This window comes from Flavisphingomonas formosensis (genome assembly GCF_009755815.1).
GTDB lineage: Bacteria > Pseudomonadota > Alphaproteobacteria > Sphingomonadales > Sphingomonadaceae > Flavisphingomonas > Flavisphingomonas formosensis.
The window spans coordinates 1-22,546 of the sequence record NZ_WRPK01000001.1 but is presented as its reverse complement, the minus strand read 5'-3'; the positions used below and the strand labels follow the sequence as shown (position 1 = coordinate 22,546).

15 protein-coding genes and 1 rRNA gene are annotated in these 22,546 nt (G+C 65.7%); 6 read left to right on the top strand and 10 right to left on the bottom strand.

All coding sequences use genetic code 11. From position 1 onward, the window contains the following. Nucleotides 1–329: 329 nt before the first annotated feature. Nucleotides 330–3,425 carry a TonB-dependent receptor plug domain-containing protein gene (locus tag GQY20_RS00080; RefSeq protein ID WP_157215010.1) on the top strand — a complete coding sequence of 1,032 codons (3,096 nt, stop codon included), beginning with the start codon at nucleotides 330–332 and terminating at the stop codon, nucleotides 3,423–3,425. 131 nt (nucleotides 3,426–3,556) lie between these two features. Next, the gene (locus tag GQY20_RS00075; RefSeq protein WP_157215009.1) at nucleotides 3,557–3,814 is read left to right on the top strand and encodes a hypothetical protein; all 258 of its coding nucleotides are present in this window, start codon (nucleotides 3,557–3,559) and stop codon (nucleotides 3,812–3,814) included. Nucleotides 3,815–3,909: 95 nt separating this feature from the next. On the opposite strand, the gene clpB is transcribed toward GQY20_RS00075, so the two are convergent. Next, nucleotides 3,910–6,507, bottom strand: a complete 2,598-nt coding sequence (clpB, locus tag GQY20_RS00070) for an ATP-dependent chaperone ClpB (RefSeq protein WP_157215008.1) — start codon at nucleotides 6,505–6,507, stop codon at nucleotides 3,910–3,912. A 195-nt stretch (nucleotides 6,508–6,702) separates the two neighbouring features. Between clpB and GQY20_RS00065 the strand changes: the two genes are divergently transcribed. Both GQY20_RS00065 and GQY20_RS00060 read left to right on the top strand, forming a co-directional pair. After that, nucleotides 6,703–9,540: a M16 family metallopeptidase gene (locus GQY20_RS00065; RefSeq protein ID WP_157215007.1), complete on the top strand. Its 2,838-nt coding sequence runs from the start codon at nucleotides 6,703–6,705 to the stop codon at nucleotides 9,538–9,540. 29 nt (nucleotides 9,541–9,569) lie between these two features. Next, nucleotides 9,570–9,869: a hypothetical protein gene (locus GQY20_RS00060; protein ID WP_157216083.1), complete on the top strand. Its 300-nt coding sequence runs from the start codon at nucleotides 9,570–9,572 to the stop codon at nucleotides 9,867–9,869. A 263-nt stretch (nucleotides 9,870–10,132) separates the two neighbouring features. Here the strand turns inward: GQY20_RS00060 and GQY20_RS00055 are convergent, their stop codons facing one another. The 8 genes from GQY20_RS00055 to GQY20_RS00020 all read right to left on the bottom strand — a co-directional run bounded on the left by GQY20_RS00055 (nucleotide 10,133) and on the right by GQY20_RS00020 (nucleotide 19,017). After that, on the bottom strand, nucleotides 10,133–11,197 hold the full coding sequence (locus tag GQY20_RS00055; protein WP_157215006.1) for a 5-(carboxyamino)imidazole ribonucleotide synthase: 1,065 nt from the start codon (nucleotides 11,195–11,197) through the stop codon (nucleotides 10,133–10,135). Then, nucleotides 11,194–11,679, bottom strand: a complete 486-nt coding sequence (gene purE, locus GQY20_RS00050; RefSeq protein WP_157215005.1) for a 5-(carboxyamino)imidazole ribonucleotide mutase — start codon at nucleotides 11,677–11,679, stop codon at nucleotides 11,194–11,196. Before purE ends, GQY20_RS00055 begins: the two co-directional genes overlap by 4 nt. 280 nt (nucleotides 11,680–11,959) lie before the next feature. Continuing rightward, complete coding sequence (gene gpmA / locus GQY20_RS00045; RefSeq protein ID WP_157215004.1) at nucleotides 11,960–12,646, bottom strand: 2,3-diphosphoglycerate-dependent phosphoglycerate mutase; 687 nt, start codon at nucleotides 12,644–12,646, stop codon at nucleotides 11,960–11,962. 122 nt (nucleotides 12,647–12,768) lie between these two features. Next, nucleotides 12,769–14,745 carry a putative bifunctional diguanylate cyclase/phosphodiesterase gene (locus tag GQY20_RS00040; RefSeq protein WP_157215003.1) on the bottom strand — a complete coding sequence of 659 codons (1,977 nt, stop codon included), beginning with the start codon at nucleotides 14,743–14,745 and terminating at the stop codon, nucleotides 12,769–12,771. Between the two features lie 258 nt (nucleotides 14,746–15,003). Continuing rightward, on the bottom strand, nucleotides 15,004–16,122 hold the full coding sequence (locus GQY20_RS00035; RefSeq protein WP_157215002.1) for a M14 family metallopeptidase: 1,119 nt from the start codon (nucleotides 16,120–16,122) through the stop codon (nucleotides 15,004–15,006). Next, a complete protein-coding gene (locus GQY20_RS00030) occupies nucleotides 16,119–16,715 on the bottom strand; it encodes a DUF4136 domain-containing protein (protein ID WP_157215001.1) in 597 nt (198 codons plus the stop codon). The genes GQY20_RS00035 and GQY20_RS00030 overlap by 4 nt, the downstream gene beginning before the upstream one ends. A gap of 199 nt (nucleotides 16,716–16,914) precedes the next feature. Continuing rightward, nucleotides 16,915–17,688, bottom strand: a complete 774-nt coding sequence (locus GQY20_RS00025; RefSeq protein ID WP_157215000.1) for a GNAT family N-acetyltransferase — start codon at nucleotides 17,686–17,688, stop codon at nucleotides 16,915–16,917. Nucleotides 17,689–17,847: 159 nt separating this feature from the next. Then, entirely contained in the window at nucleotides 17,848–19,017 is a 1,170-nt protein-coding gene (locus tag GQY20_RS00020) for a serine hydrolase domain-containing protein (protein ID WP_157214999.1), read from the bottom strand. Nucleotides 19,018–19,315: 298 nt separating this feature from the next. Between GQY20_RS00020 and GQY20_RS00015 the strand changes: the two genes are divergently transcribed. Continuing rightward, a complete protein-coding gene (locus GQY20_RS00015; RefSeq protein WP_157214998.1) occupies nucleotides 19,316–20,500 on the top strand; it encodes an acyl-CoA dehydrogenase in 1,185 nt (394 codons plus the stop codon). Between the two features lie 43 nt (nucleotides 20,501–20,543). On the opposite strand, the gene GQY20_RS00010 is transcribed toward GQY20_RS00015, so the two are convergent. Next, a complete protein-coding gene (locus GQY20_RS00010) occupies nucleotides 20,544–21,980 on the bottom strand; it encodes a lipopolysaccharide biosynthesis protein (RefSeq protein WP_232475814.1) in 1,437 nt (478 codons plus the stop codon). A gap of 481 nt (nucleotides 21,981–22,461) precedes the next feature. Between GQY20_RS00010 and GQY20_RS00005 the strand changes: the two genes are divergently transcribed. Then, nucleotides 22,462–22,546, top strand: a 16S ribosomal RNA gene (locus GQY20_RS00005); the annotation flags it as partial.

Genomic DNA, 22,546 nt, shown 5'->3' with positions numbered 1-22,546 from the left:
AAGGGCGGAAGCCGCGTTTCCGAACGACTGACGGACCGCACCATGTCGATCCGCCGCTTTCCGTAGCGTCAGCGGAGGCCGTGACCGGCTGTCTCTGAATTTCCACCGCGGCTTTGCTGCCACAATTTCCTGCGCTCAAATGCCTTTCCAGGACCGGAAACACGCGCGTGCTTTCGGCCCCAACCAGCCCGTGTGTGTCCATTTTGCTACAGCGAACCGGGATCGTTGCGCCCGATCATCATCGCGATTGCTGACGCCTTCGTTCATCTTCTAGAAATCTCCCCAGCATGGCCGGGCGTTTCACCGGCCCTGGTAGTTAGGGGACACCCATGAATCAGAACCTTCGGGATCGCCTGCTGGCATCCACTGTCATCGCAGGGTCGTTGTTCGTCGCGACGGCGGCTTTAGCCCAGTCGGCTCCACCAGCAGCGGCTGCTGCCGAGTCTGCGGGCGAAGATCAGACGATCGTCGTTACCGGCAGCCGTATCGCGCGGCCGGAACTTATCGCCAGCAGCCCGGTCACTGTTGTGAGCGATAAAGCTATTCAGCTGTCGGGACGCAGCCGTACGGAAGATATCGTCAACAGCCTGCCGCAGGTTTATGCGTCGCAGTCGAGCGGCGTTTCCAACGGTGCGGACGGCACCGCAACGCTCAACCTGCGCAACCTTGGTGAAACCCGGACGCTGGTCTTGGTCGACGGACGTCGCTTGCCGCCAGGCGATCCCAGCCGGGAGGCGGGTAGCATCCTCGGCTCCGCTGCTGACATCAACAATATTCCCTCGATCCTGATCAAGCGCGTCGACGTGCTCACCGGCGGTGCATCCGCCATTTATGGTGCGGACGCTGTGGCTGGCGTCGTCAACTTCGTTCTCGATCGCGATTTCGAAGGTTTCAAGATCGACGGACAGACTGGCCTGTACGCGCACAACAACGATAATCCGGTAGCCAGCGTCATCGCGGCGGATCCTCGCAAGTTCAGCTATCCGCACGGAAATGAGACGGACGGTCTCAACTACGACATATCGGGTGCGTTCGGCACCAAGTTCGGCGACGGCCGGGGCCATTTCTCGGTATTCGCAAGCTATCATCAACAGCGCGCCGTGACGCAGGATGCGCGAGATTACAGCGCGTGCGGCTTTGGGTCGAACGCATCCACGACCAGCTTCCTGGACAATCTCTCCTGCTTCGGGTCGCGAAACAGCGCCGTTGCGAATTTCATCACAGACTCCGGCAATGGAGACGCTTTCATCGTCGACTCGACGACGGGAAAAACCTTCCGTCCGTTCGAGAATACGGATCGCTACAATTTTGCGCCGACCAACTATTATCAGCGTCCCGACCGCCGCTACAATATCGGCGCGTTCGTCCATTATGACGTGAGCGACGCATTCAAGCCCTACGCCGATTTCCTCTACATGAAGGACAAGAGCGACGCGCAGATCGCGCCCAGCGGCACGTTCGGCAACTTGTTCACCCTCAATTGCAGCAATCCGATGTTCTCCGCCGTGCAGGCGGGTGCTCTGGGCTGCGCACTTCCGGTAAGCGGCAACTTTGCCGACAGTCGCCAGACCGTGGATACGGTGATCTTCAAGCGCAACGTCGAGGGCGGTTCTCGCGACGATCAGCTCGAGCATCGTGCATTCCGCATCTTGGGCGGCGCAAAGGGCGAACTGTCCAGCGCCTGGTCCTATGACGCCTATGCGCAGCTGGGCAAGACGATCTATCGGGAAACCTATCTCAACGACTTCTCCTTCTCTCGCGTTCGCAATGCGTTGAATGCTTGCCTCAATCCGGACGGCACTCCGATCGCGGATACCTCCTGCGCGCCCTATAATATCTTCACGGGGACGACGACGATCCAGCCCACCTCCGCCACGGGCGTGACCCAGGCGGCGCTCGATTATGTCCAGACTCCGGGCAATAAGAGCGGGTACACCAAGGAATTCGTCGCCGATTTCGCGCTCAATGGCCAGCTCGGCGAATATGGAATCAAAAGCCCGTGGGCCGAGGATGGCGTCAACGTCGCCATCGGCGGCGAATATCGCAAGGAATGGGTGCGGCTGAACACGGACCTTGCCTATTCGACTGGCGATCTGCTGGGCCAGGGCGGCGAGACCAAGCCTTCCGCAGGCTCTTATGACGTCAAGGAAGCCTTCGTCGAAGCGGATATTCCGCTTTTGAAGAATATCCCGGGCTTCCAGCGCTTCGACATAAACGCCGCCTACCGCTATTCCTATTATTCGACCGTCAAGACCACCAATACGTGGAAGGTCGGTTTCGAGTGGCAGCCCTTTGCCGGCGAGATGGAATCCGCCATTCGGTTCCGTGGAACCATCAACCGCGCCGTTCGCGCGCCGACCATATTCGATCTCTTCGCGCCGCGGCAGCTTGGCCTCGGAGGCTCGGGCGATCCTTGCTCGGCAGACGAGTATAACGGGGATGAGGTGGGCTGCCTGCGTACAGGCCGCAACGATCCCAACTTCCTCACCCATCTTCACAACGGCATCGTCTCGAACCCGGCGAGCCAGTATAATTCGCAGACGGCGGGTGCCGTCACCGCTGGCAGCACGCTCAAGCCGGAAACCGCGATCACCAAGACGGTCGGCGTCGTCTTCGCTCCGCGTGGCCTGTTGCGCGGCTTCACAGCTACGGTCGATTATTACACGATCAACCTGCGCGATACGATCAAGACGGATGGATACGACACGATCATCAGCCAGTGCATGGCCACCGGCAGCGATTATTATTGCGATCTGATCAAGCGCGATCCGGTCAATGGTTCGCTCTGGCTCGGCCCGGGCGGTTACATCATCGATCCGATCTACAATTCCGGACATCTCAAAAATTCGGGTATCGACGTCAGCGTGGCCTATCGTCTCGATCTCGATCGTCTCGGCCTCAAGGCCGGCGTGATCGATATGTCGCTGAACGGCACCTATGTCCTGAAGCAGAAGACGGAAGTGCTCAACCATCTGCCGAACGGAAGCCTCTCTTCGGCGGGTTATTATGAGTGCGTCGGTTTCTATGGCGACAATTGCGGCGTACCCACGCCAAAATGGCGTCATACCTTCCGTGCAACCTGGGCTCCGGTCGACAATTTCGCGCTCACCGCGACGTGGCGGCACTTTGGCGGGTCCCGCTGGGAGGCTGCGGCGACGGATATCAATCCGGGTTCGGACGGCACTGGCAAGGCCGGGCATCCGTTCGATCGCATCAAGTCGGTCAACTATCTGGATCTCGTCGCGAGCGTCAACATTGACGACAAGTTCACCTTCCGTGTCGGCGCCAACAATATCTTCGACAAGGATCCGCCGGTCATCAACGGTAACGACCAGCTGAATGCCTATGTGAACGGAAATACCTATCCGGGCGTCTATGACGCGCTGGGCCGGTATCTCTTCGTTGGAGTGACCGCGAGATATTGATGGTACGCAAATAGACGGCCAAAGCCGGGCGAGAACAGATCGTTCCCGCCCGGCTTTGATCATCCGGCGTTGAGGATTGGCTAACTGCCCTTTAGCATTCCCGTCTTGGACATGATCTTGGAGGATGTTGCGTGAACTATCTCGTCCGATACGCTCTGTGGGCAGGCCTCGTTCTCGCAGTTCCGGTCTCCGCGCAACAGATCGGGGACACTGGCAAGCCCCAAAAGGGCGGTCGTGAAGAAGTCATCTGCGAAAGACAGGAGGTGACAGGCAGCCGCCTGGCGACGCGCAAGGTCTGCATGACACGAGCGGAGTGGGATGACCAAAAGCGGTCCGACCGCGACGCGGTGGACAAGGCGCAAAGGAATGTACCTGCTATGCGTCCCTGAGCAACAATGAATTGCCAGAGCCAGCTACGCTATATTGGAAGCGCATAGCTGGCTCCGGGTTAACGATTGCGCGCCTTCGCGCACGATATAGCGGTTCAGGCCGCCAGCGTCGTGCCCGCCACATTCAGCACGAGCTTGCCGTCGCCCTCGTCGATCATCACCATCGATCCGTCCGGGATCTCGCCGCGCAGCAGCGCGTCGGCCAGCGGGTCCTGCAGATATTTCTGCACTGCCCGCTTCAGCGGCCGCGCGCCATAGACGGGATCGTAGCCGACCCGGCCAAGCCACGCGCGGGCGCCGTCCGTCAGGCTCAGCGCGATCTTGCGATCCTTGAGCAGCTTCTGGACGCGGCCGACCTGGATGTCGACGATCGGGCCCATATGCTCCTGGCCGAGCCGGTGGAACAGGATGATCTCGTCCAGCCGGTTCAGGAATTCCGGCCGGAAATGGCCGCGGACGACCTCCATCACCTGGGGCTCGACGCTTTCCACCGTCTGCCCGTCGGGCAGGTTGGAGAGATATTGCGAGCCGAGGTTCGACGTCAGGATGATCAGCGTGTTGGTGAAATCCACCGTGCGCCCCTGCCCATCGGTCAGCCGGCCGTCGTCGAGCACCTGGAGCAGGATGTTGAATACGTCGCCATGCGCCTTCTCCACCTCGTCGAACAGCACGACCTGATAGGGCCGGCGCCGCACGGCCTCGGTCAGCACACCGCCTTCCTCATAGCCGACATAGCCAGGAGGGGCGCCGATCAGCCGGGCGACGCTGTGCTTCTCCATGAATTCGCTCATGTCGATGCGCACCATCGCCGTGTCGTCGTCGAACAGGAAGCCGGCGAGCGCCTTGGTGAGCTCGGTCTTGCCGACGCCGGTCGGGCCGAGGAACAGGAAGCTGCCGAGCGGCCGGTTCGGATCCTGCAGGCCCGCGCGGGCGCGGCGGATCGCGCGGGACACGGCCTCGACCGCATCCCTCTGCCCGATCACGCGCTTGCCGATCTGCTCCTCCATGTGGAGCAGCTTCTCGCGCTCGCCTTCCAGCATCTTGTCGACCGGAATGCCCGTCCAGCGGCTGACCACCGAGGCGATGTCCTCGCTCGTCACCTCCTCGCGCAGCATCGCGCCTTCGGCGGCGCTCGCCACCTCGGCAAGCTGCTTCTCGAGGCCGGGGATCACACCATAGCTGAGCTCGCCCGCCCGGGCGAGGTCGCCGCGGCGCTGGGCCTGGTCCAGCTCGATGCGCGCTGCGTCGAGCTGTTCCTTGACCTTGGCTTCGCCGGCGATCTTCTCCTTTTCGGCCTGCCAGCGCTGGGTGAGCTCGGCAGACTGCTGCTCGAGCTGCGCGAGATCATATTCCAACGCGCCGAGCCGGTCCTGACTCGCCTTGTCGGTCTCCTTCTTCAGCGCCTCGCGCTCGATCTTGAGCTGGATGATGCGCCGGTCGAGCGTCTCGATCTCCTCGGGCTTGCTCTCCACTTCCATGCGCAGCCGGCTCGCCGCCTCGTCCATGAGGTCGATCGCCTTGTCGGGCAGGAAGCGGTCGGTGATGTAGCGGTTGGAGAGCGTCGCCGCCGCGACGATCGCGCCGTCGGTGATCCTGACGCCATGGTGCAGCTCATATTTCTCCTTGAGCCCGCGCAGGATCGAGATGGTGTCCTCGACCGTCGGCTCGCCGACGAACACCGGCTGGAAGCGCCGCTGCAGCGCCGGATCCTTCTCGACATATTTGCGATATTCGTCGAGCGTGGTCGCGCCGATGCAGTGCAGCTCGCCGCGCGCCAGAGCAGGCTTGAGCAGGTTGGAGGCGTCCATCGCGCCTTCCGACTTGCCCGCGCCGACCAGCGTGTGCATCTCGTCGATGAACAGGATGATGTCGCCCTCGGCGGCCTTCACCTCGTCGAGCACGCCCTTCAGCCGCTCCTCGAACTCGCCGCGATATTTGGCGCCGGCGATCAGGCTGCCCATGTCGAGCGCCATCAGCGTCCGGTCCTTGAGGCCGTCCGGCACGTCGCCATTGGCGATGCGCAGCGCGAGGCCCTCGGCGATCGCAGTCTTGCCGACGCCGGGCTCGCCGATCAGCACGGGATTGTTCTTGGTGCGCCGCGCCAGGATCTGGATCGTGCGGCGGATCTCCTCGTCCCGGCCGATCACCGGATCGAGCTTGCCGTCCTTGGCGGCCTGGGTCAGGTCGCGCGCGAACTTCTTGAGCGCGTCGTAGCGATCCTCCGCGCCCGCCGTGTCGGCGGTGCGGCCCTGGCGCAGCTGGTTGATCGCGCCGTTGAGCGCGTCTGCGCGCACCCCGGCGGCGGCCAGCGCCTTGCCCGCAGCGGTGGTCGACGCCAGCACGAGCGCAAGCAGCAGCCGTTCGACGGTGACGTAGCTGTCGCCCGCTTTCTGGGCGATCTGCTCGGCGGAATCGAGCAGGCGTACCGCGTCGTTGTTGAGGCCGGGCGCTCCCTGCGCGCCGCTGCCGCTCACCGCCGGCACCTTGGCAAGCGCCGAGTCGGTCTCGCGCAGCGCCGTCTCCGCCGAGCCGCCGGCGGCGCGGATCAGGCCCGAGGCCATGCCCTGCTCATCTTCCAGCAAGGCTTTGAGTATATGTTCGGGCGCGATCTGCTGATGGCTCATGCGGATGGCGACGGTCTGCGCCGATTGCAGGAAGCCTTTGGCCCGGTCGGTAAATTTCTCGAGGTTCATGGATCTAAATCCCCTTCCAGACCGCCCACATAGTGTTGCTTTTTTGCCACACAAGATGCGGGCCGGCGACAAAATCAAAAATCCGGATTGGTCGAACCGTTCCGGCCGTTCGTCGAACCCCTGCTATTGTAACCCTTTGCCGCGTCGCTAGGATGTCGCATCCGCCGATCGGCGACCCTATACGGAAAGTCCCGCATGATCCGTTCCATCTTCGGCGTTTTCGCAGCCGCACTGCTTTCGACCTCCGCACTCGCGGCGCCCGTCGCCCAACCCGCCCCCGTCGCCGATCTCGTGAAGCTGGTCGACATTCCTCATGAAGGCTTCACCCTGCCCAACGGCCTGCGGGTGATCGTGTCGACCGATCGCAAGGCGCCCGTGGTCGCCGTCTCCATCTGGTATCATGTCGGATCGCGCTACGAGCCGGCCGGAAAGACCGGCTTCGCCCATCTGTTCGAACATCTCATGTTCTACGGCTCCGAAAATGCCGACGGCCCCTTCTTCGGCCGGCTGGAAGATATCGGCGCAACCGATTGGAACGGAACGACCTGGTTCGATCGCACCAATTATTTCGAGACGGTGCCGACCGGCGCGCTGGATCGCGCGCTGTTCCTGGAAGCGGATCGGATGGGCCATCTGCTCGGCGCGATGACCCAGAAGAAGCTGGATGCGCAGCGCGCCGTCGTCCAGAACGAGAAGCGCATGGGGGAGAACAACCCCTATGGTCTCGTCGAATATGCGCAGCTCGCGGCGCTGTTTCCGGAAGGCCACCCCTATCGCCATTCGACGATCGGATCGATGGCCGATCTGAACGCGGCCAGCCTCGACGACGTCAAGACCTGGTTCCGTACCCATTATGGCCCCAACAATGCGGTGCTCGTCCTCGCCGGCGATATCGACGTGGCGACCGCAAAGGAGAAGGTGGCCAAATGGTTCGGCGCCATCCCGTCCGGTCCCGAGCCGAAGGACGTCGACGCCACCGTGCCGACGCTGGACAAGGATGTCGCCAAGACGATGCGCGACCATGTCGCGACGGTGCGGCTCTATCGCAACTGGGTGGTGCCCGGCGTCAACGGCGCGGATCTGCCGGCGCTCGAAATGGCCATGTCGATCTTCGGCGGTCTGTCTTCCTCGCGGCTCGACAATATGCTCGTCCGCCAGGAGAAAACCGCGGTTTCGGTCAGCGCCGGCATCCAGGAGTTCGAGAAGGTCAGCCTCGCCGAGATCACGGTCGACGTGAAGCCGGGCGTCGATCCGGTCGCCGTCGGCAAGCGACTGGACCAGCTCCTTGCCGATTTTCTCGCCAAGGGGCCGAGCGCCGACGAGGTGAAGCGCGCCGCGACCAAGGTGGCGGCCGGGACGATCGCGGGTCTGGAGCAGGTTGGCGGCATGGGCGGCAAGGCGGTGACGCTCGCCGAGGGGGAGGTCTATTCGGGCGATCCCGACAAATATAAGAAGGATCTGGCCGCCTATGCCGCCGCCACGCCGGAATCGGTGGCCGCCGCGGCGCGCAAATGGTTCGGCCGGCCGGTGCTGCGGCTGACCGTGGAACCGGGCGATCGCTCGGCCGAGGACAATGCGCTGGCCGGCAATGCCATCCACCGCCCGGCCTTCTTCAAGGATCCCAGGTCCGGCGGCGCGCCCGCGCCCGCCGCGGCGGCCCCCGTCCCCGCCAAGATCGCCGAGCCGCCGATCCAGCCGGTCGCCGATCTGCAATGGCCGGCGGTGGAGCACGCCAAGCTCTCGAACGGCATTCCGGTGGTGTTCGCGCGCCGCACCGCGGTGCCGACGGTGCGGATCTCGGTGTCGTTCGATGCCGGTACGGCCGCGGACAACAAGGCCAAGCTCGGCACCGGCCAGTTGATGACCATGCTGCTCGACGAAGGCACAGCCACGCGCAATTCGGTACAGATTGCGGAGGAGCAGGAACGGCTCGGCGCCACCATCGGCGCCAATGCCGGGATGGACCGCACCGATGTGGGGCTGTTCGCGCTGAAGCCCAATCTCGGCGCGTCGTTGGATCTGCTCGCGGACATCGTGCAGCATCCGGCCTTCGCGCCGACCGAGGTGGAGCGGCTGCGCAGCCAGCTGCTCACCCGCATCGCGGACGAGAAGACGCAGCCGACCGGGATGGCGATGCGCACCTTGCCCCCGCTGCTCTACGGTCCGGCGCATCCCTATGGCGTGCCGTTCACCGGATCGGGCGACGAGGCGGGCGTGAAGGCTGTCACGCGGGCCGATCTGCTGGCCTTTCACGACGCCTGGATCCGTCCGGACAATGCCACCATCTTCGCGACGGGCGACACCACCCTCGCCGAATTGCTGCCGGAACTGGAAGCGCGCTTCGGCAAGTGGAAGGCGCCGGCCGCGGCGAAGGGCCAGAAGCTGTTCCGGATGGATCGGATGATGCGTCCTTCGCGCATCGTGCTGATCGACAAGCCGCAAAGCCCGCAGTCGATGATCCTGGCCGGCCTGCTGACGCCTGAAAAGGGCACGGACAGCCCGCTGACCCTGCTCACCGCCAATGAGGTGCTGGGCGGCAGCACCACCTCGCGCCTGATCCTCGATCTGCGCGAGAGCAAGGGCTGGGCCTATTATGCGGGCTCGCAGCTTCCGAGCGTCAAGGAGACCATCCCGCTGTTCATCTATGCGCCGGTGCAGACCGACAAGACCGGTGAATCGATCAAGGCGGCGCTGGCCGATATCACGGACTATCTGACCACCAAGGGCACCACCGAGGAAGAGCGCAACCAGACGATCAACAGCCAGATCCTGTCGCTGCCGGGCAGCTTCGAGACCTCGTCCGATCTGCTGGTCGCAATGATGAAGAACACCATGCTCGGCCGGCCGGACGATTATTATGCGACGCTGCCGGCGCGCTACCGGGCGATGACGCCCGCGGATCTCGACAAGGCGGCGCGCGCGGCGATCGATCCCAAGCGCCTGATCTGGGTGGTGATTGGCGATGCCAAGGCGGTCAAGCCGCAGCTTGACGGCATTGGCTTGCCGGTGGAGATGGGGACGGCGGGCAACTGAGCCCGCCCCTGTTGCGCGGAGACCGAATGATGGCGGCGATAGACGGCCAATGGGATTGCACGGCCCGCACGCCGATGGGCGATCAGCGGATGGTGCTGAGCGTGTCCAGCGAAGGCCCGGTCTTCACCGGCAGCGTCGCCGGCGATCTCGGTACGATCGACATCGCAGGATCCGTGGATGGCGACAGCCTGGCGTGGAAGATGGAGATACGCTCCCCCATCCCGCTCACGCTCGACTGCTCGGCGACCGTGACCGGCGATAGTCTCGAAGGATCGGTGACGGCCGGCATGTTCGGCAGCTTCCCGATGACGGGTACCCGCAAGGGGTGACATTTTCTCGGCGCGTCCATGCGGCGGTCATGGGATAGAGCAAGCCGGGCCAGTCCATATCGCGCGGCTCGCTCCCATCCACGTCACCCCAGCGGAAGCTGGCTCTCCCCAGTCACGCCGGCTGCCCGTCGAGAGTCATGCCAGCTCCCGCTGGCATGACGGAAGGGAGGAAAGCACGACCAAATCGGCTGTGAATCCGACAGTGCTTTGGCCGGGACGGTCTGCAGGGCTCGGTCCGCTTCAGGTTACGAACCTCGCTCCCATCACCAGATCCGCGTCACATGCCCCATCTTGCGCCCGGCGCGGGCTTCGGCCTTGCCGTAGAGATGGAGATGGGCGGCAGGATCCGAGAGGATTTCGCGCCACGCATGGGCGTCCTCGCCGATCAGGTTGCGCATCTCGACATGGGGCCGGACGCGCTCGGCGCTGCCGAGCGGCAGGCCGCAGATGGCGCGGACATGGTTTTCGAACTGGCTGGTGACCGCGCCCTCGATCGTCCAGTGGCCGGAATTGTGGACGCGCGGCGCCATCTCGTTGAGCACCGGCCCGTCCGCGGTCGCGAAATATTCGAGGGTCAGCACGCCGACATAATCGAGCGCGGCGGCGATCTGCTCGGCCAGCGCGACCGCCTCGTCGCGCTGAGCGGCGACGATCGGCCGCGCGGGCAAGGTGGAGGTCGCCAATATGCCGCCGACATGACTGTTGTCGGGCGCATCATAGGCGACGGTTGCGCCATCGGCGCCGCGGGCGAGCAGGATCGAGAACTCCGCCTCGAACGACACCATCGCTTCGAGCACGGCCGGACGCCGCCCGATCGCGTCCCAGGCTGCCCCCGCGTCGTCCGAAGAGGCGATGCGCGCCTGGCCCTTGCCGTCATAGCCCATGCGCCGCGTCTTCAGGATGGCCGGCGTGCCGAGCGCGTCGATGGCCGCGCGCAGATCCTCCAGGCAGTCGACCGGACGATAGGGTGCCGGCCGGCCGCCCTGCCCGGCCGCAAAGCTCTTTTCGAACAGCCGGTCCTGCGTCACTTCCAACGCGCGGACCGACGGGCGGACCAGCGCCTGCTCGGCAAGGGCGGCGAGTGGCGCCGCATCGATATTCTCGAACTCGTAGGTGACGACGTCGACTGCGGCGGCGAAGCGCGCCAGCGCATCGCGGTCGTCATAGGCCGCGCGGGTGGCGGCCGCGGCCACGTCGATCGCCGGCGCCTCGCCCTCCGGCGCGAAAATGTGGCAGCGATAGCCGAGCTGCGCGGCGGCGATCGCCATCATCCGGCCAAGCTGGCCGCCGCCGACGATGCCGATGGTGGAACCGGGAGCGAGCGTCACTCGGGCTCCGCCGCCACGTCGGCGGTCTGCTTCGCGCGCCAGGCGTCGAGCCGCTCGGCGAGCGCCTCGTCGGTGGTCGCCAGGATCGCGGCGGCGAGGAGGGCGGCGTTGACCGCGCCTGCCCGACCGATCGCCAGCGTGCCGACAGGAATGCCGGCCGGCATCTGGACGATGGAAAGCAGGCTGTCCATGCCGCTCAGCGCCTTGGATTCGACGGGGACACCGAGCACCGGCAGCCGCGTCATCGATGCCGTCATGCCCGGCAGATGTGCCGCGCCGCCCGCACCCGCGATGATCGCCCGAAGGCCCCGGCCGACCGCCGACTTGGCATAGTCGTAAAGCCGGTCGGGCGTGCGATGCGCCGAAACGACGCGCGTTTCGTACGGCACGCCGAGTGCCGCCAACGTCTCCGACGCGTGGCGCATCGTCTCCCAATCGGAGCGGCTGCCCATGATGATGCCGATCAGCGGATCGTCCGCCATTCCTCTCGCCCCTGCGGCAAAAGCGGGTCCATAAGGCGGCGGCCGGACGCTGGCAACCGCCGCTTTACGCAAAGCGTCCTATCTGGGGATAGAGCGGCGGCGGCAGCTCCGGACCGTCATGCCAGCGCAAGCCGGCATCACTCTCGGCAGTCGCTCCGGTGACGGTGGAGAGCGACCCCAGCTTGCGCTGAAGCGACGAAGTTAGCCTGAACGAGCCGGATTAAAAGCCCGATGCGCAGTCTCCTCGAAAACGCGCAAAGGGCGTTTTCGAGGAAAGCGCTCAACGCTCCGACAGATAATAGCGGTCGATGGCGGACAGTTCGTCGGTCAGCTCGTAGACGATGGGCTGGCCCGTCGGGATCTCCAGCTCGGTAATCTCGTCGTCCGGAATGTTGGAGAGATGCTTGACCAGCGCGCGCAGCGAATTGCCGTGGGCGGAGATCAGCACGCGCTTTCCGGCGCTCAGTTCGGGTGCGATGCGCGATTCCCAATAGGGCAGAACGCGGGCGATCGTGTCCTTCAGGCTCTCGGTCGATGGGATGGCGATGCCGGCATAGCGGCGATCGGCCGCGAGGTCATAGTCTCCGCCCGGCTCCAGCACGGGCGGGGGAATGTCGAACGAGCGGCGCCAGATCTTCACCTGCTCGTCGCCATGCTTGGCGGCGGTCTCGGCCTTGTTGAGGCCGGTCAGGCCGCCATAATGCCGCTCGTTGAGCCGCCAGTCCTTCTCGACCGGCAGCCAGAGACGGCCCATCGCCTCCAGCGCGATGTTCAGCGTCTTGATCGCGCGCGTCTGGAAGCTGGTGAAGCACTGATCGAAATCCAGCCCTTTGGCGGCAAGCAGCTCGCCCGCGGCCTTCGCCTCGGCAATGCCCTGATCGGTCAGGTTGACATCCCACCAGCCAGTGAAGCGATTCTCGAGATTCCAGGCGGATTGGCCGTGGCGGATCAGGACGAGGGTCGGCATGGGGCGCGCTATCTCCGGCAAGGGGTGATTCGGGCCTGCCTTAGAGCGAATTCGTGCCCGGTGGAATGTCCCAACCATCCCGCGACGGAGGGACGGGACGTGCGCGCCGCGGCCTTGCCGCTTCAGCGGAAGAAGGGCAGGCGGGCGATGCGATCGGTGGAAGGGATGGTCTCGGCGAGGATCCTGCCGATCGCATCGGAATCCATCGGCCGGCCGATCAGATACCCCTGAACGCGGCTGCAGCCGAGGCGATCGAGCAGAGCGAGCTGATCCTTGGTCTCCACCTTCTCTGCCGTCGCTTCGAGTCCGGTGGCCGCGCAAAGCTGCAATATGCCCTCCAGCAGCGCCCGCGATCGGTGCGTCGCGGTGATCGATGCGACGAGGTCGCCGTCGATCTTGATGGCGTCGAACATGATCTCCTTGAGGTAGAAGATCGACGCATAGCCCGCACCGAAGTCGTCGAGCACGATGCGGATGCCTCTGGCGCGCAGCGCATCGAAAATCTGGCGCGCCGCCTCGAGGTCCGTCAGCACGGCCGTTTCGGTGACCTCTATCTCAAGGCGGCGCGGATCGAAGCCATAACGATCCATGACGGCCATCAGCGTCGCGGGGGTGCTGGCCGAACGGAGCTGCACCGCACTGAGATTGAACGAGAGGTGGACGTCGCCGGACCAGCAGGCCGCCTCGGCGATCGCGCGCTCGAACAGGGCTTCGGTGAGTGAGACGATGATGCCGGTCTGTTCGGCAATCTGGATGAACTCGGCCGGATTGAGCGGGCCGAGCTCGGGATGGTTCCAGCGCGCCAGCGCTTCGACCGCGACGATCCGCTTGCCCGACAGGCCCAGGATCGGCTGGAACACGATCCGGATGTCGGGTGGATTGCCGATATCGCGCAGAGCCTGCTCGATCGCGATCTGCCGGCGCAGCGCCTCTTCCATCGCAGGAGAGAAAAGCGCCACCTGGCCGCCGCTCAGCGCCTTCGCCCTGTAGAGTGCCTGGTCGGCACGGGCGATCAGTTCCGATGCGCTGTTGCCGCCATGCGGATGAAGGGCGAGGCCGAGCGAGCCGGAGAGGCGGATCTGCGAGCGTGCGAGCTGGAAGGGTGCATCGAGCGCCCGCACGAAGCGCTCGCAAATCGCGCGGGCCGCTGCCTCTTCGGTGATATCGTGCAGCAATATGGCGAATTCGTCGCCGCCGAGGCGCGCGACGACATGGCTGGGCTCTGCCAGCAGGCTCAGCCTGCGCGCGAGCTGCGCCAGTATCTGGTCGCCGGCGGCGTGGCCGTAGCTGTCGTTGATCGGCTTGAAGCCATCGAGATCGAACATCGCCACGGCGAAGCCGGCGCGGTCGCCGCGCCGGGCCTCGACCCGGGCGTCGAGCAGCTCGATGAAGGCGCGCCGGTTGGGCAGGCCGGTGAGCTGGTCATAATAGGCAAGCCGCCGGGTGCGGGTCTGCGCCGCCACTTCCTTGACGAGCTGTCCGAATTGATCGCCGATCAGCCGAAGGATCAGCATCGCGATGATCAGGAAATCGAGCCCGATCGCGATCTGCGTCCGCTCCCCCGAGAGGATCAGCGCGATGCACACCGGCAAGGTGGCGAGGAAGATGCTGGAAAAGGCCGCGGCCGGCAGCACCGACAGGCAATAGGCGCTCGCGAACGAACCCATCGCGATGAACATCGGCACGAACTGACTGTGCACCGCGTCCGACGTTTCGAGCAGCGCGAGCCCCCAGGCGCCGCACATCAGGCTGAGCGCCCGGGCGGTGAGCACGGTGCGGCGCAGTTGCGGGCCGATGCGTTCGGCCGGCGCATCCTGGCCCAGCCGGCTCAGCCATACCATCATCCGCGCGACGAAAATCGTCACCAGCAGCGCAGGCACATGGAGCCACAGGATGCGCGGCACATGCCCCTTGGCGGCATAGGCGGTCAGCAGCGTATTGATCGTCAGCAGCGCGTAGAGAATTGGCGCCTGCCGCGAAAGACGGTGGAACTGCACCTCGGCGAGGGCGCCGCGGAGATCAGGCCTGCGCGTGAGAGACCACAGTCGCGAAATGGCGCCATCTCCAGTTCGTGCCGCGTCGTCCCCCAGGCGATGCATGAGGCGCTCGATCGAGGGACGCGGTGCGGGCGTCCCATCATTCCCCGGCTGTTGTTGTCGATTCTCCCGGCTGGCCGGGCGTGGCGATGCTTGCCGGCAATTGATGAAGAGGAATGAGCCGAAACTGGTTAGGCGAACATTTATATTCGCGGCCCCTTCGCAGCGGAGTCGCGCCGGCGATGGTGGGACTTGCTCCCCGACCGGACGGGCTTAGCGCTCGCTCCACCGGCCAGGAGCGAGCAGCTCGGATGCGGCGGCTCAGCGCAGCGTATCGACGATCTCGGCAAGGACGCCGAGGCAGTCGTGCGCGAGGATCTTCGATCGCTCGGGTGACCAGCCGCGTTCGGGATCGGGCAGGTCGTCATTGTCCTTGAACGGCATTTCCAGCGTCATCGATACGCAGCCGAAGCGATTAGCGAGCTGGTTGGTGGACATGGCGAGATTGGCCTTGCCGGGCGGGGAGACGCCATAGCCGTGCTTGGTCTGGAAATCGGGTGTGCGGGTGGCCAGCAGGTCGCGGAAGCGGGTATAGAGCGCGCCCTGTCGTTCGGTCAGATGCGGCACGCCTTCGAAGCCGGCGAGAAAGACATAGGGGATCGCTTCGTCGCCATGGACGTCCATGGCGAAATCGACGCCGGTCTCGTCCATCTTGCGCAGCGTCAGGAACACTTCCGGGCTGCGCTCCATGCTCGGCGAATGCCATTCGCGGTTGAGGTTCACGCCGGCGGCATTGGTACGCAAATGGCCGCGACGCGAGCCGTCCGGGTTCATGTTGGGGACGATATGGAAGGTCGCCTTGCGGCGCAGCGCGCGTGCCACGGGATCGGCGGGATCGGTGAGCCGTTCCAGCGCGCCTTCCATCCACCATTCGGCCATGCTCTCGCCGGGATGCTGGCGGGCATAGAGCCACACCTGCCGCGGCCCTTCGCCGAGCGAGAGATAGTCCAGGCTCTGTCCGTCGAGCGTCTGCCCCAGGCTTTCGAGCCGCACGCCGGGACGCGCGGCGATGCGGCCGACCAGATCCTGATGCCGCTCCATCGAATAGGGAGCGAAATAGGCGAACCAGGCGCTGCCCGAGGCGGGCGCGGCGCGGAAGCGCAGCACGCCGTCGGCATAGTCGGTTTCGATCTGGCGCCAGGTCTCGCGGTCTTCCGACATCCGCACCCGATAACCCGGCCAGCCGTCCGGATAGGCCGATCCCCCGCAGTTGACGATGCGCAGCGTCACCGGCTCCGCGGCATTGACCAGCCGGAAATGGAACCACTGATAGAAATCGGACTGATTGTCCTTCTCGATCTCGAGGTCGATCTGGTCGCCGATGATCGAGACGAGGCGGATGTTGCCGCTGTCGAAGGCGGAAAGGATGCAGGGCTTCATTTCACCGTGATAGTGCGTCCGGATTCTCCGGGGAACCCCTGGAACATCGCGGCGGCGAGGCGACGCACCGCATAACCCTGTTCGGCCTGGGGCGTGCCGTCGCGCGCCTCGGTGGAGGCGCGCCCTTCCCAGATCACCGTGCCTTCGGAACGGCGCTTGAGCTGCACCGAGAGCCGGGTCTGCACCGCCATCGGCGTGCGCTTCTTGCCAACCGGAAAGCTGATGCCCACGCCGCCGCCCACGCTGCCGCCGAAGCCGCCGCCACCGAGCCCGATCGACGCCGGTGCCTGGGTGGGGCCGATCTGGCGTGCATCGCGGCCCACATCGACGATGGCGACCAGCTCGGATTTGGCGAGGCTGGGCGCCAGGCGAAAGCCCAGCTTCTGCAGCTCTGCACCGATCGCGCCGGCATAGCTCTGGAATTCCAGGCTGTCGGCCATCGTCGGATCCTTGGGCTCGATCGCGATCTCGCCGGGGGCGATCGGCTGATCGAGATGGAAACGCGTCACCTCCGCAGGGGCCGGTCCGGTGGTGCAGCCCGGCAGCATCAGCGCGGAACCGAGCAGCAACGCGGCGGCGATCTGGATCTTCATCGGCACGACCTCCCTGTTTTGGAGCGCGCCTGGGTGGGAGCCGCGCTCTTGCGACGCATACCGGCTCATGCGCCGGTAAAGCTAGATGGGAGATGAACTTGTGCGCCGGACCGCACGGCTCGTCGCTGCGGGGACGAAACATCTTCGTCCCGCAAGAAGATATTGGATTTACCTAACCCCGGCGGTGAAACGGAGAAAATCAGGCCGCCGCGCCGAAACGATCGAGATAGCGCGCCGCGATCGCCTCGACCGGCATGATCATGAACACGTCGATGGTGTTGAACTGGCGATCGATCACCGCCCCGTCGCCGACCATCGCGCCGACGCGCAGATAGCCTTTGATCAGCGGCGGCAGCAGGCGCATCGCGCGGCGCGGATCGTAGCTGCCGACGGCGAGCACGCCCATTTCGACATGGCGATCGGGCAGCGCGCGGGCGCGCAGGTCGGCGGGCGCGAGATGATCGTGGAACAGGTAGGAGAGCGCCGCCGCATGCGCCGCGGCGTCGGTGCCGGGGAAGCTCGCGCAGCCGAACATGCGGCTGATGCCGTGATCGGCGAGATAGCGGGCGATGCCCCGCCACAGCAGCTGGATGGTGCCGGCGTCGCGATAGGCGGGCGCGACGCAGGAGCGGCCGAGCTCGAGCAGCTCGCCGCCCTCACGCTCGCTGCCGCGCAGGATCGCCTCCAGCGCATATTCGCCCGCGGTGTAGAAGCCGCTGTGGCGCATCGCCACGCTCTGGCGGAGCAGGCGATAGGTGCCGACTACCCGGCCGTCATCCTCCACCAGCAGGTGATCGCAGACCGCGTCATAGGGATCGATGTCGAGGCCCTGCGAGAGGCCGGTGCCGTCCGCGCCCATGTCCGCATAGAAGATGTCCCAGCGCAGCCGCTGCGCGGCGGCGATGTCCCGCGGACAATCGGCGAGGCGGACGGTGAGCGCGCGGGGCGATGCCGGTCCGGCGATCGAGGTCATGGGCGATGGTCTCCGGTCCGGCGCGACGGTGCGCCGCACGGGGCCGGAATAGGTCAACCCGATTGCAATATTCGGACGGTGATATGATGGATATGGGTCATCCGCGTAACGATTTTGTGGCGTCGGAGCCGGCGGCGGATCGTGCGTGGGCGGCTTCCGCTAGTCCAGCGCCGCGCGCACGGCGGCGAAGGCCTCGCGATGCAGCATGTCCGTGAAGCCGTTGCTGGCGACCGGATGGGTGCCGACGCGGGCGACCGCGAGGCCGGCGGCGGGATCGATCCACAGCCGCTGGCCGAACACGCCGTTGGCGGTGATTGCCGGCGGCCGTCCATGATCGATCCACCAGAAGCTGCGATAGGATCCGTTCGGCCGCGTCGCCTGGCCGGCCGCCGCGAACAGCGCGCGATCACCGCCCGCGATCAGGCCGGCGAGCGGCTCGCCCGTCTCGATCAGCCAGAGCGCGAGGCGCGCCATGTCCCGCACCGTCGCGTTGAGGCCGGTGGCGGCGATTTCCATTCCGGCCGTGTCGAGCAGCATATAGGCTTCGTCGCCGCAGCCGGCGGGCGTCCATATCTCCTCGGCGACCAGCTCGGCGAGCGGGCGGCCGGTGGCGCGGCGCAGCGCGAGGCCAAGCACGTCGGCCACCGGCGTGCGATAGGCGAACAGCGCGCCGGGCTCCGCCGCGCGGCGCACGATCGAGGGAAGCTGGCCCAGCACCCCGTCAAGGCCGGCCTCGGGCGTCCAATAGGCGGCGGAATAGCGGTGCACCTCGGCATCGGCGTCGGCATAATTCTCGTCGAAGGCGGCGCCGTCGGTCATGTCGAGCAGATGGCGCAGCCGTGCCGGGCCGAAGGCGCCGCCGGCAAGTTCGGGTACCACCGTGCCGACCGGCGCATCCGGGTCGATCCGGCCCGTCGCGATCAGCCGCTCGGCGACAAGGCCGATGATGGATTTGGTGATCGAGAACAGCATGTGCGGGCTCGCCGCGGTCATGCCGTTGGCATAATATTCATGCACGATCGCGCCCCGGTGAAGCACGATCAGGGCGTCGGTATAGCTGCGGCGGAGAAATTCGGCCCAGTCGGTCTCGCCGCCTTCGCCGTCGCCGAAGCGCAGGCCGGAGAGGTCGAGGGGCCGTTCGGGCAAGGTGCGCGCCGCGGGCGCGCGGGGCAGGGCGCGGGAAGGCACCAGCTCGCGCGCATGCTGGAACGCCCAACGCGAATAGGGCCACATCCGCCAGTTGGCGCGGGTCACGCGGCGGTCGGACGGGATATCGGGGCCGGGGCCGATGCCCGCTTCGGGCCAGTCGATGGGGGGCGGCAGGGTCATCGTCCGGCGCGATAGCGCGATGCGCCGGCAAATTCACCCCGCGCGGAAGAGGAGGTACGGACATGTCCTGGCCGGCGGTGACAAGGGTGACGCGCCCGGTGCCTGCCGTTCACCGACGAGGGTCGGGCCGGATGGCGCGTCCGCCTCGGCACGGCGCGCCATTCGGGCTATTGTCGGGCAGTTTCGGCCTCATGACCCGCGCATTCGTCGAGGGAAGGGCGCTGGGGCGGTGGCCGGGCCGAGGGTGGCGCCGCGCGGGTGGCCATGCCTATAGCGGTGGCGAAACGAGGAGCATATCATGACCGTACTGCCGCAATGGGCGGACCTGCTGCTGCTGGACGAGCAGCTCGAAGACGATGAGCGGATGATCCGCGATACCGCCCGCGACTATGCGCAGGACAAGCTGATGCCGCGCGTGATGCAGGCCTATCGCGACGAAGTGACCGATCCCGCGATCTTCCGCGAGATGGGCGCGCTCGGTCTGCTCGGCGTCACCCTGCCGGCCGACTATGGCTGCGCCGGGGCGAGCTATGTCGCCTATGGCCTCGTCGCGCGCGAGATCGAGCGGGTGGATTCGGGCTATCGATCGATGATGAGCGTGCAGTCCTCGCTCGTCATGTATCCGATCCATGCCTATGGCTCCGAGGCACAGCGCCGCAAATATCTGCCGGGCCTGGCGACGGGCACACTGATCGGCTGCTTCGGCCTGACCGAGCCCGACGCCGGATCCGATCCGGCGGGGATGAAGAGCCGCGCCGAACCGCTGCCCGGCGGGGGCTATCGGCTGACCGGCACCAAGACCTGGATCTCCAATGCGCCGATCGCGGACGTGTTCGTGGTCTGGGCGAAGTCCGCCGCGCATGGCGGCGCGATTCGCGGCTTCATCCTGGAGAAGGGGATGGCGGGCCTGTCCGCGCCGAAGATCCACGGCAAGCTCTCGCTGCGCGCGTCGATCACCGGCGAGGTGGTGATGGACGGCGTCGAGGTGGGCGAGGAGGCGCTGCTGCCGAATGTCGAGGGGCTGAAGGGCCCGTTCGGCTGCCTCAATCGGGCGCGTTACGGGATCAGCTGGGGATCGATGGGCTCGGCCGAGGAGTGCTGGCACCGCGCTCGGCAATATACGCTCGACCGCAAGCAGTTCGGCCGGCCGCTGGCGCAGACCCAGCTCGTCCAGACCAAGCTCGCCAACATGCAGACCGAGATCACCCTGGGCCTGCAGGCGAGCCTGCGGGTCGGGCGGCTGTTCGATGCGGGCAAGATGGTGCCGGAGATGATCTCGCTGGTGAAGCGCAACAATTGCGGCAAGGCGCTCGATATCGCCCGCATGGCGCGCGACATGCATGGCGGCAATGGTATCCACGAGGAATATCACGTCATCCGCCACGCCCAGAATCTGGAGACGGTGAACACCTATGAGGGCACCTACGACGTGCACGGCCTGATCCTCGGCCGCGCGCAGACGGGCCTGCAGGCCTTCTTCTGACGATATCGGGCGGCCATCGCCGCCCGCGACGCCGTCCCGGCCGTCAGGCCGGAGCCCTGCGCCGGAGCAGCCGCAGCACCTCCTCGATCAGCGGGCGCGCGAAGAAGAAGAGCAGCAGGCCGTAGGCCGCCGCGCCGGACGCGGAGAGGATGAGGAGGCGCAGCGGTGCGGGCATCGGCGGCAGCTGCAGCAGCAGGACATGATCCAGGCCGATCACGCCCGCCGCCATGGCGAGCGCCGCGACGAGCGAGGGACGCGCGGCGCGGAACATCTCCGCCGGTGACAGGCCGATGATCGGCAGCGACAGCGCCGAGCCGATGATGAGCAGCAGCGGCGCGCCGATCAGCCAGGCCGAGGCCATGCCGACCGGCCCGTAGCGCACGCCGATCAGGAAGGCGATCGGCATGATCACCGCGCCGCCGGCCGAGACCCAGGCGGTCACGCCCGGCCGGCCGAGCGCGGTGGTCGCCGGCCCGTAGAGCACCTGCAGCGTGGCGAACGGCATGGCGAGCGCCAGCAGCCGGACGAGAGGCACCGTCTCCACCCATTTCGGCCCCATCACGGTCAACACCAGCGGTTCGGCCGTCACCGCGAGGCCCAGATAGAAGGGCAGGGCGACGAGCATGATCAGCCGGATCGAGGTGGCGAAGCCATAGGCTACCGCGCGGCGATCGGCCTGGATGCGGGCATAGGTGGGAAAGGCGACGTCGTTCAGCGCCGGGATGAACTTGTTGAGCAGGATCTGCGTCAGGAAGAGTGATTCGGTATAGAGGCCGAGCGGATGGGGGGCCATCGATCGGCCGGCGATGAACACGTCGGCCTGGGTCTGGACGAACCAGAGCAGTTCGCTCACCAGCATCGCGCTGCCGAAGCCGAAGGTAGCGCGCGCGCCGCTGAACCGGAAGCTGGGCCAGACCAGCCAGCGGCCGACGAGGGCGAGGCCGATCGCGCGGGTCCAGAAGAGGACGAGCGGCGCGATCACCAGCGTCCAGACGCCGAGCCCGGCAAAGGCGCAGGCCGGCGCGCTGATCGCGGCGAGCGCCGCCGATGCCATGTTGACCCGAGCCTGGGTGCGGAAGTCGATCGTGCGGCTGAGCAGCGCCTGGGGCAGGACGATGAACGGCGTCGCCAGGTGCAGCAAGCATTGCACGCGCAGCATCGCCTCGACCGCGGGGGTGCGGAAATAGGCGGCGGCGGCGGGCGCCATCATGAACTGCAGCGCGGCGAGGCCGAAGTTCATGAGGATCAGCATGCCGAACACCTGGCGCACGCGATTCTCGTCGATCCGTTCCGCCTGCACGAGGGCGCCGGCGAAGCTGTAGCCATTGGCGAGGTTCATGAAGGCGATGACCACCTGGGTCATCGCGAACAGGCCATAGTCGCTTGGCGAGAGCAGCCGAATCACGAGGAAGGTGGATGCCCACATCACCATCTGCGCGGCGATTTGGCTGCCGGAACGCCAGAAAACGGCGCTTCTCACGCGATGGCGGATCGATTCAGAGTCGGGTGCGGTGGATTGCAAGATTCGTCTCTCTGCCGGGCGGTGCCTTATCGCCCATAGCGGTAACCGTGGCGTAAACCCCATCGTTGCTGGTCGTTTTGAGGAAGTGCAACATATCTGCAAAAAGTGAGTTGACGGGTTTGGAGGGCCTCCATATATGCGCCTCCACCGACGGCGGCGGGCCACTGAACGGCTTGCTGCTGTGCCTTACCAGATCGGAGTTCCGATAGCCCGATGAAAATCGGGTTGGTGAGGCATCGGCTCTTTCTCATTGTCGGTTTGATGAAGGGACATGTGGGCGGCGGCCCCGTGCCTGTGGATTTCAAGGCCACGGGTTCACGGTAGCAATAAGCCGTTCCAAATGTCCTATTACACATCCATTTGTGTATTGTGCAGGAACGGCTCCTTGAAATGCCGGCCTGATGCTCTGGTTATTCCGCCGGGGTGTCTGGTTGGACATCAACTTGAGAGTTTGATTCTGGCTCAGAACGAACGCTGGCGGCATGCCTAACACATGCAAGTCGAACGAAGGCTTCGGCCTTAGT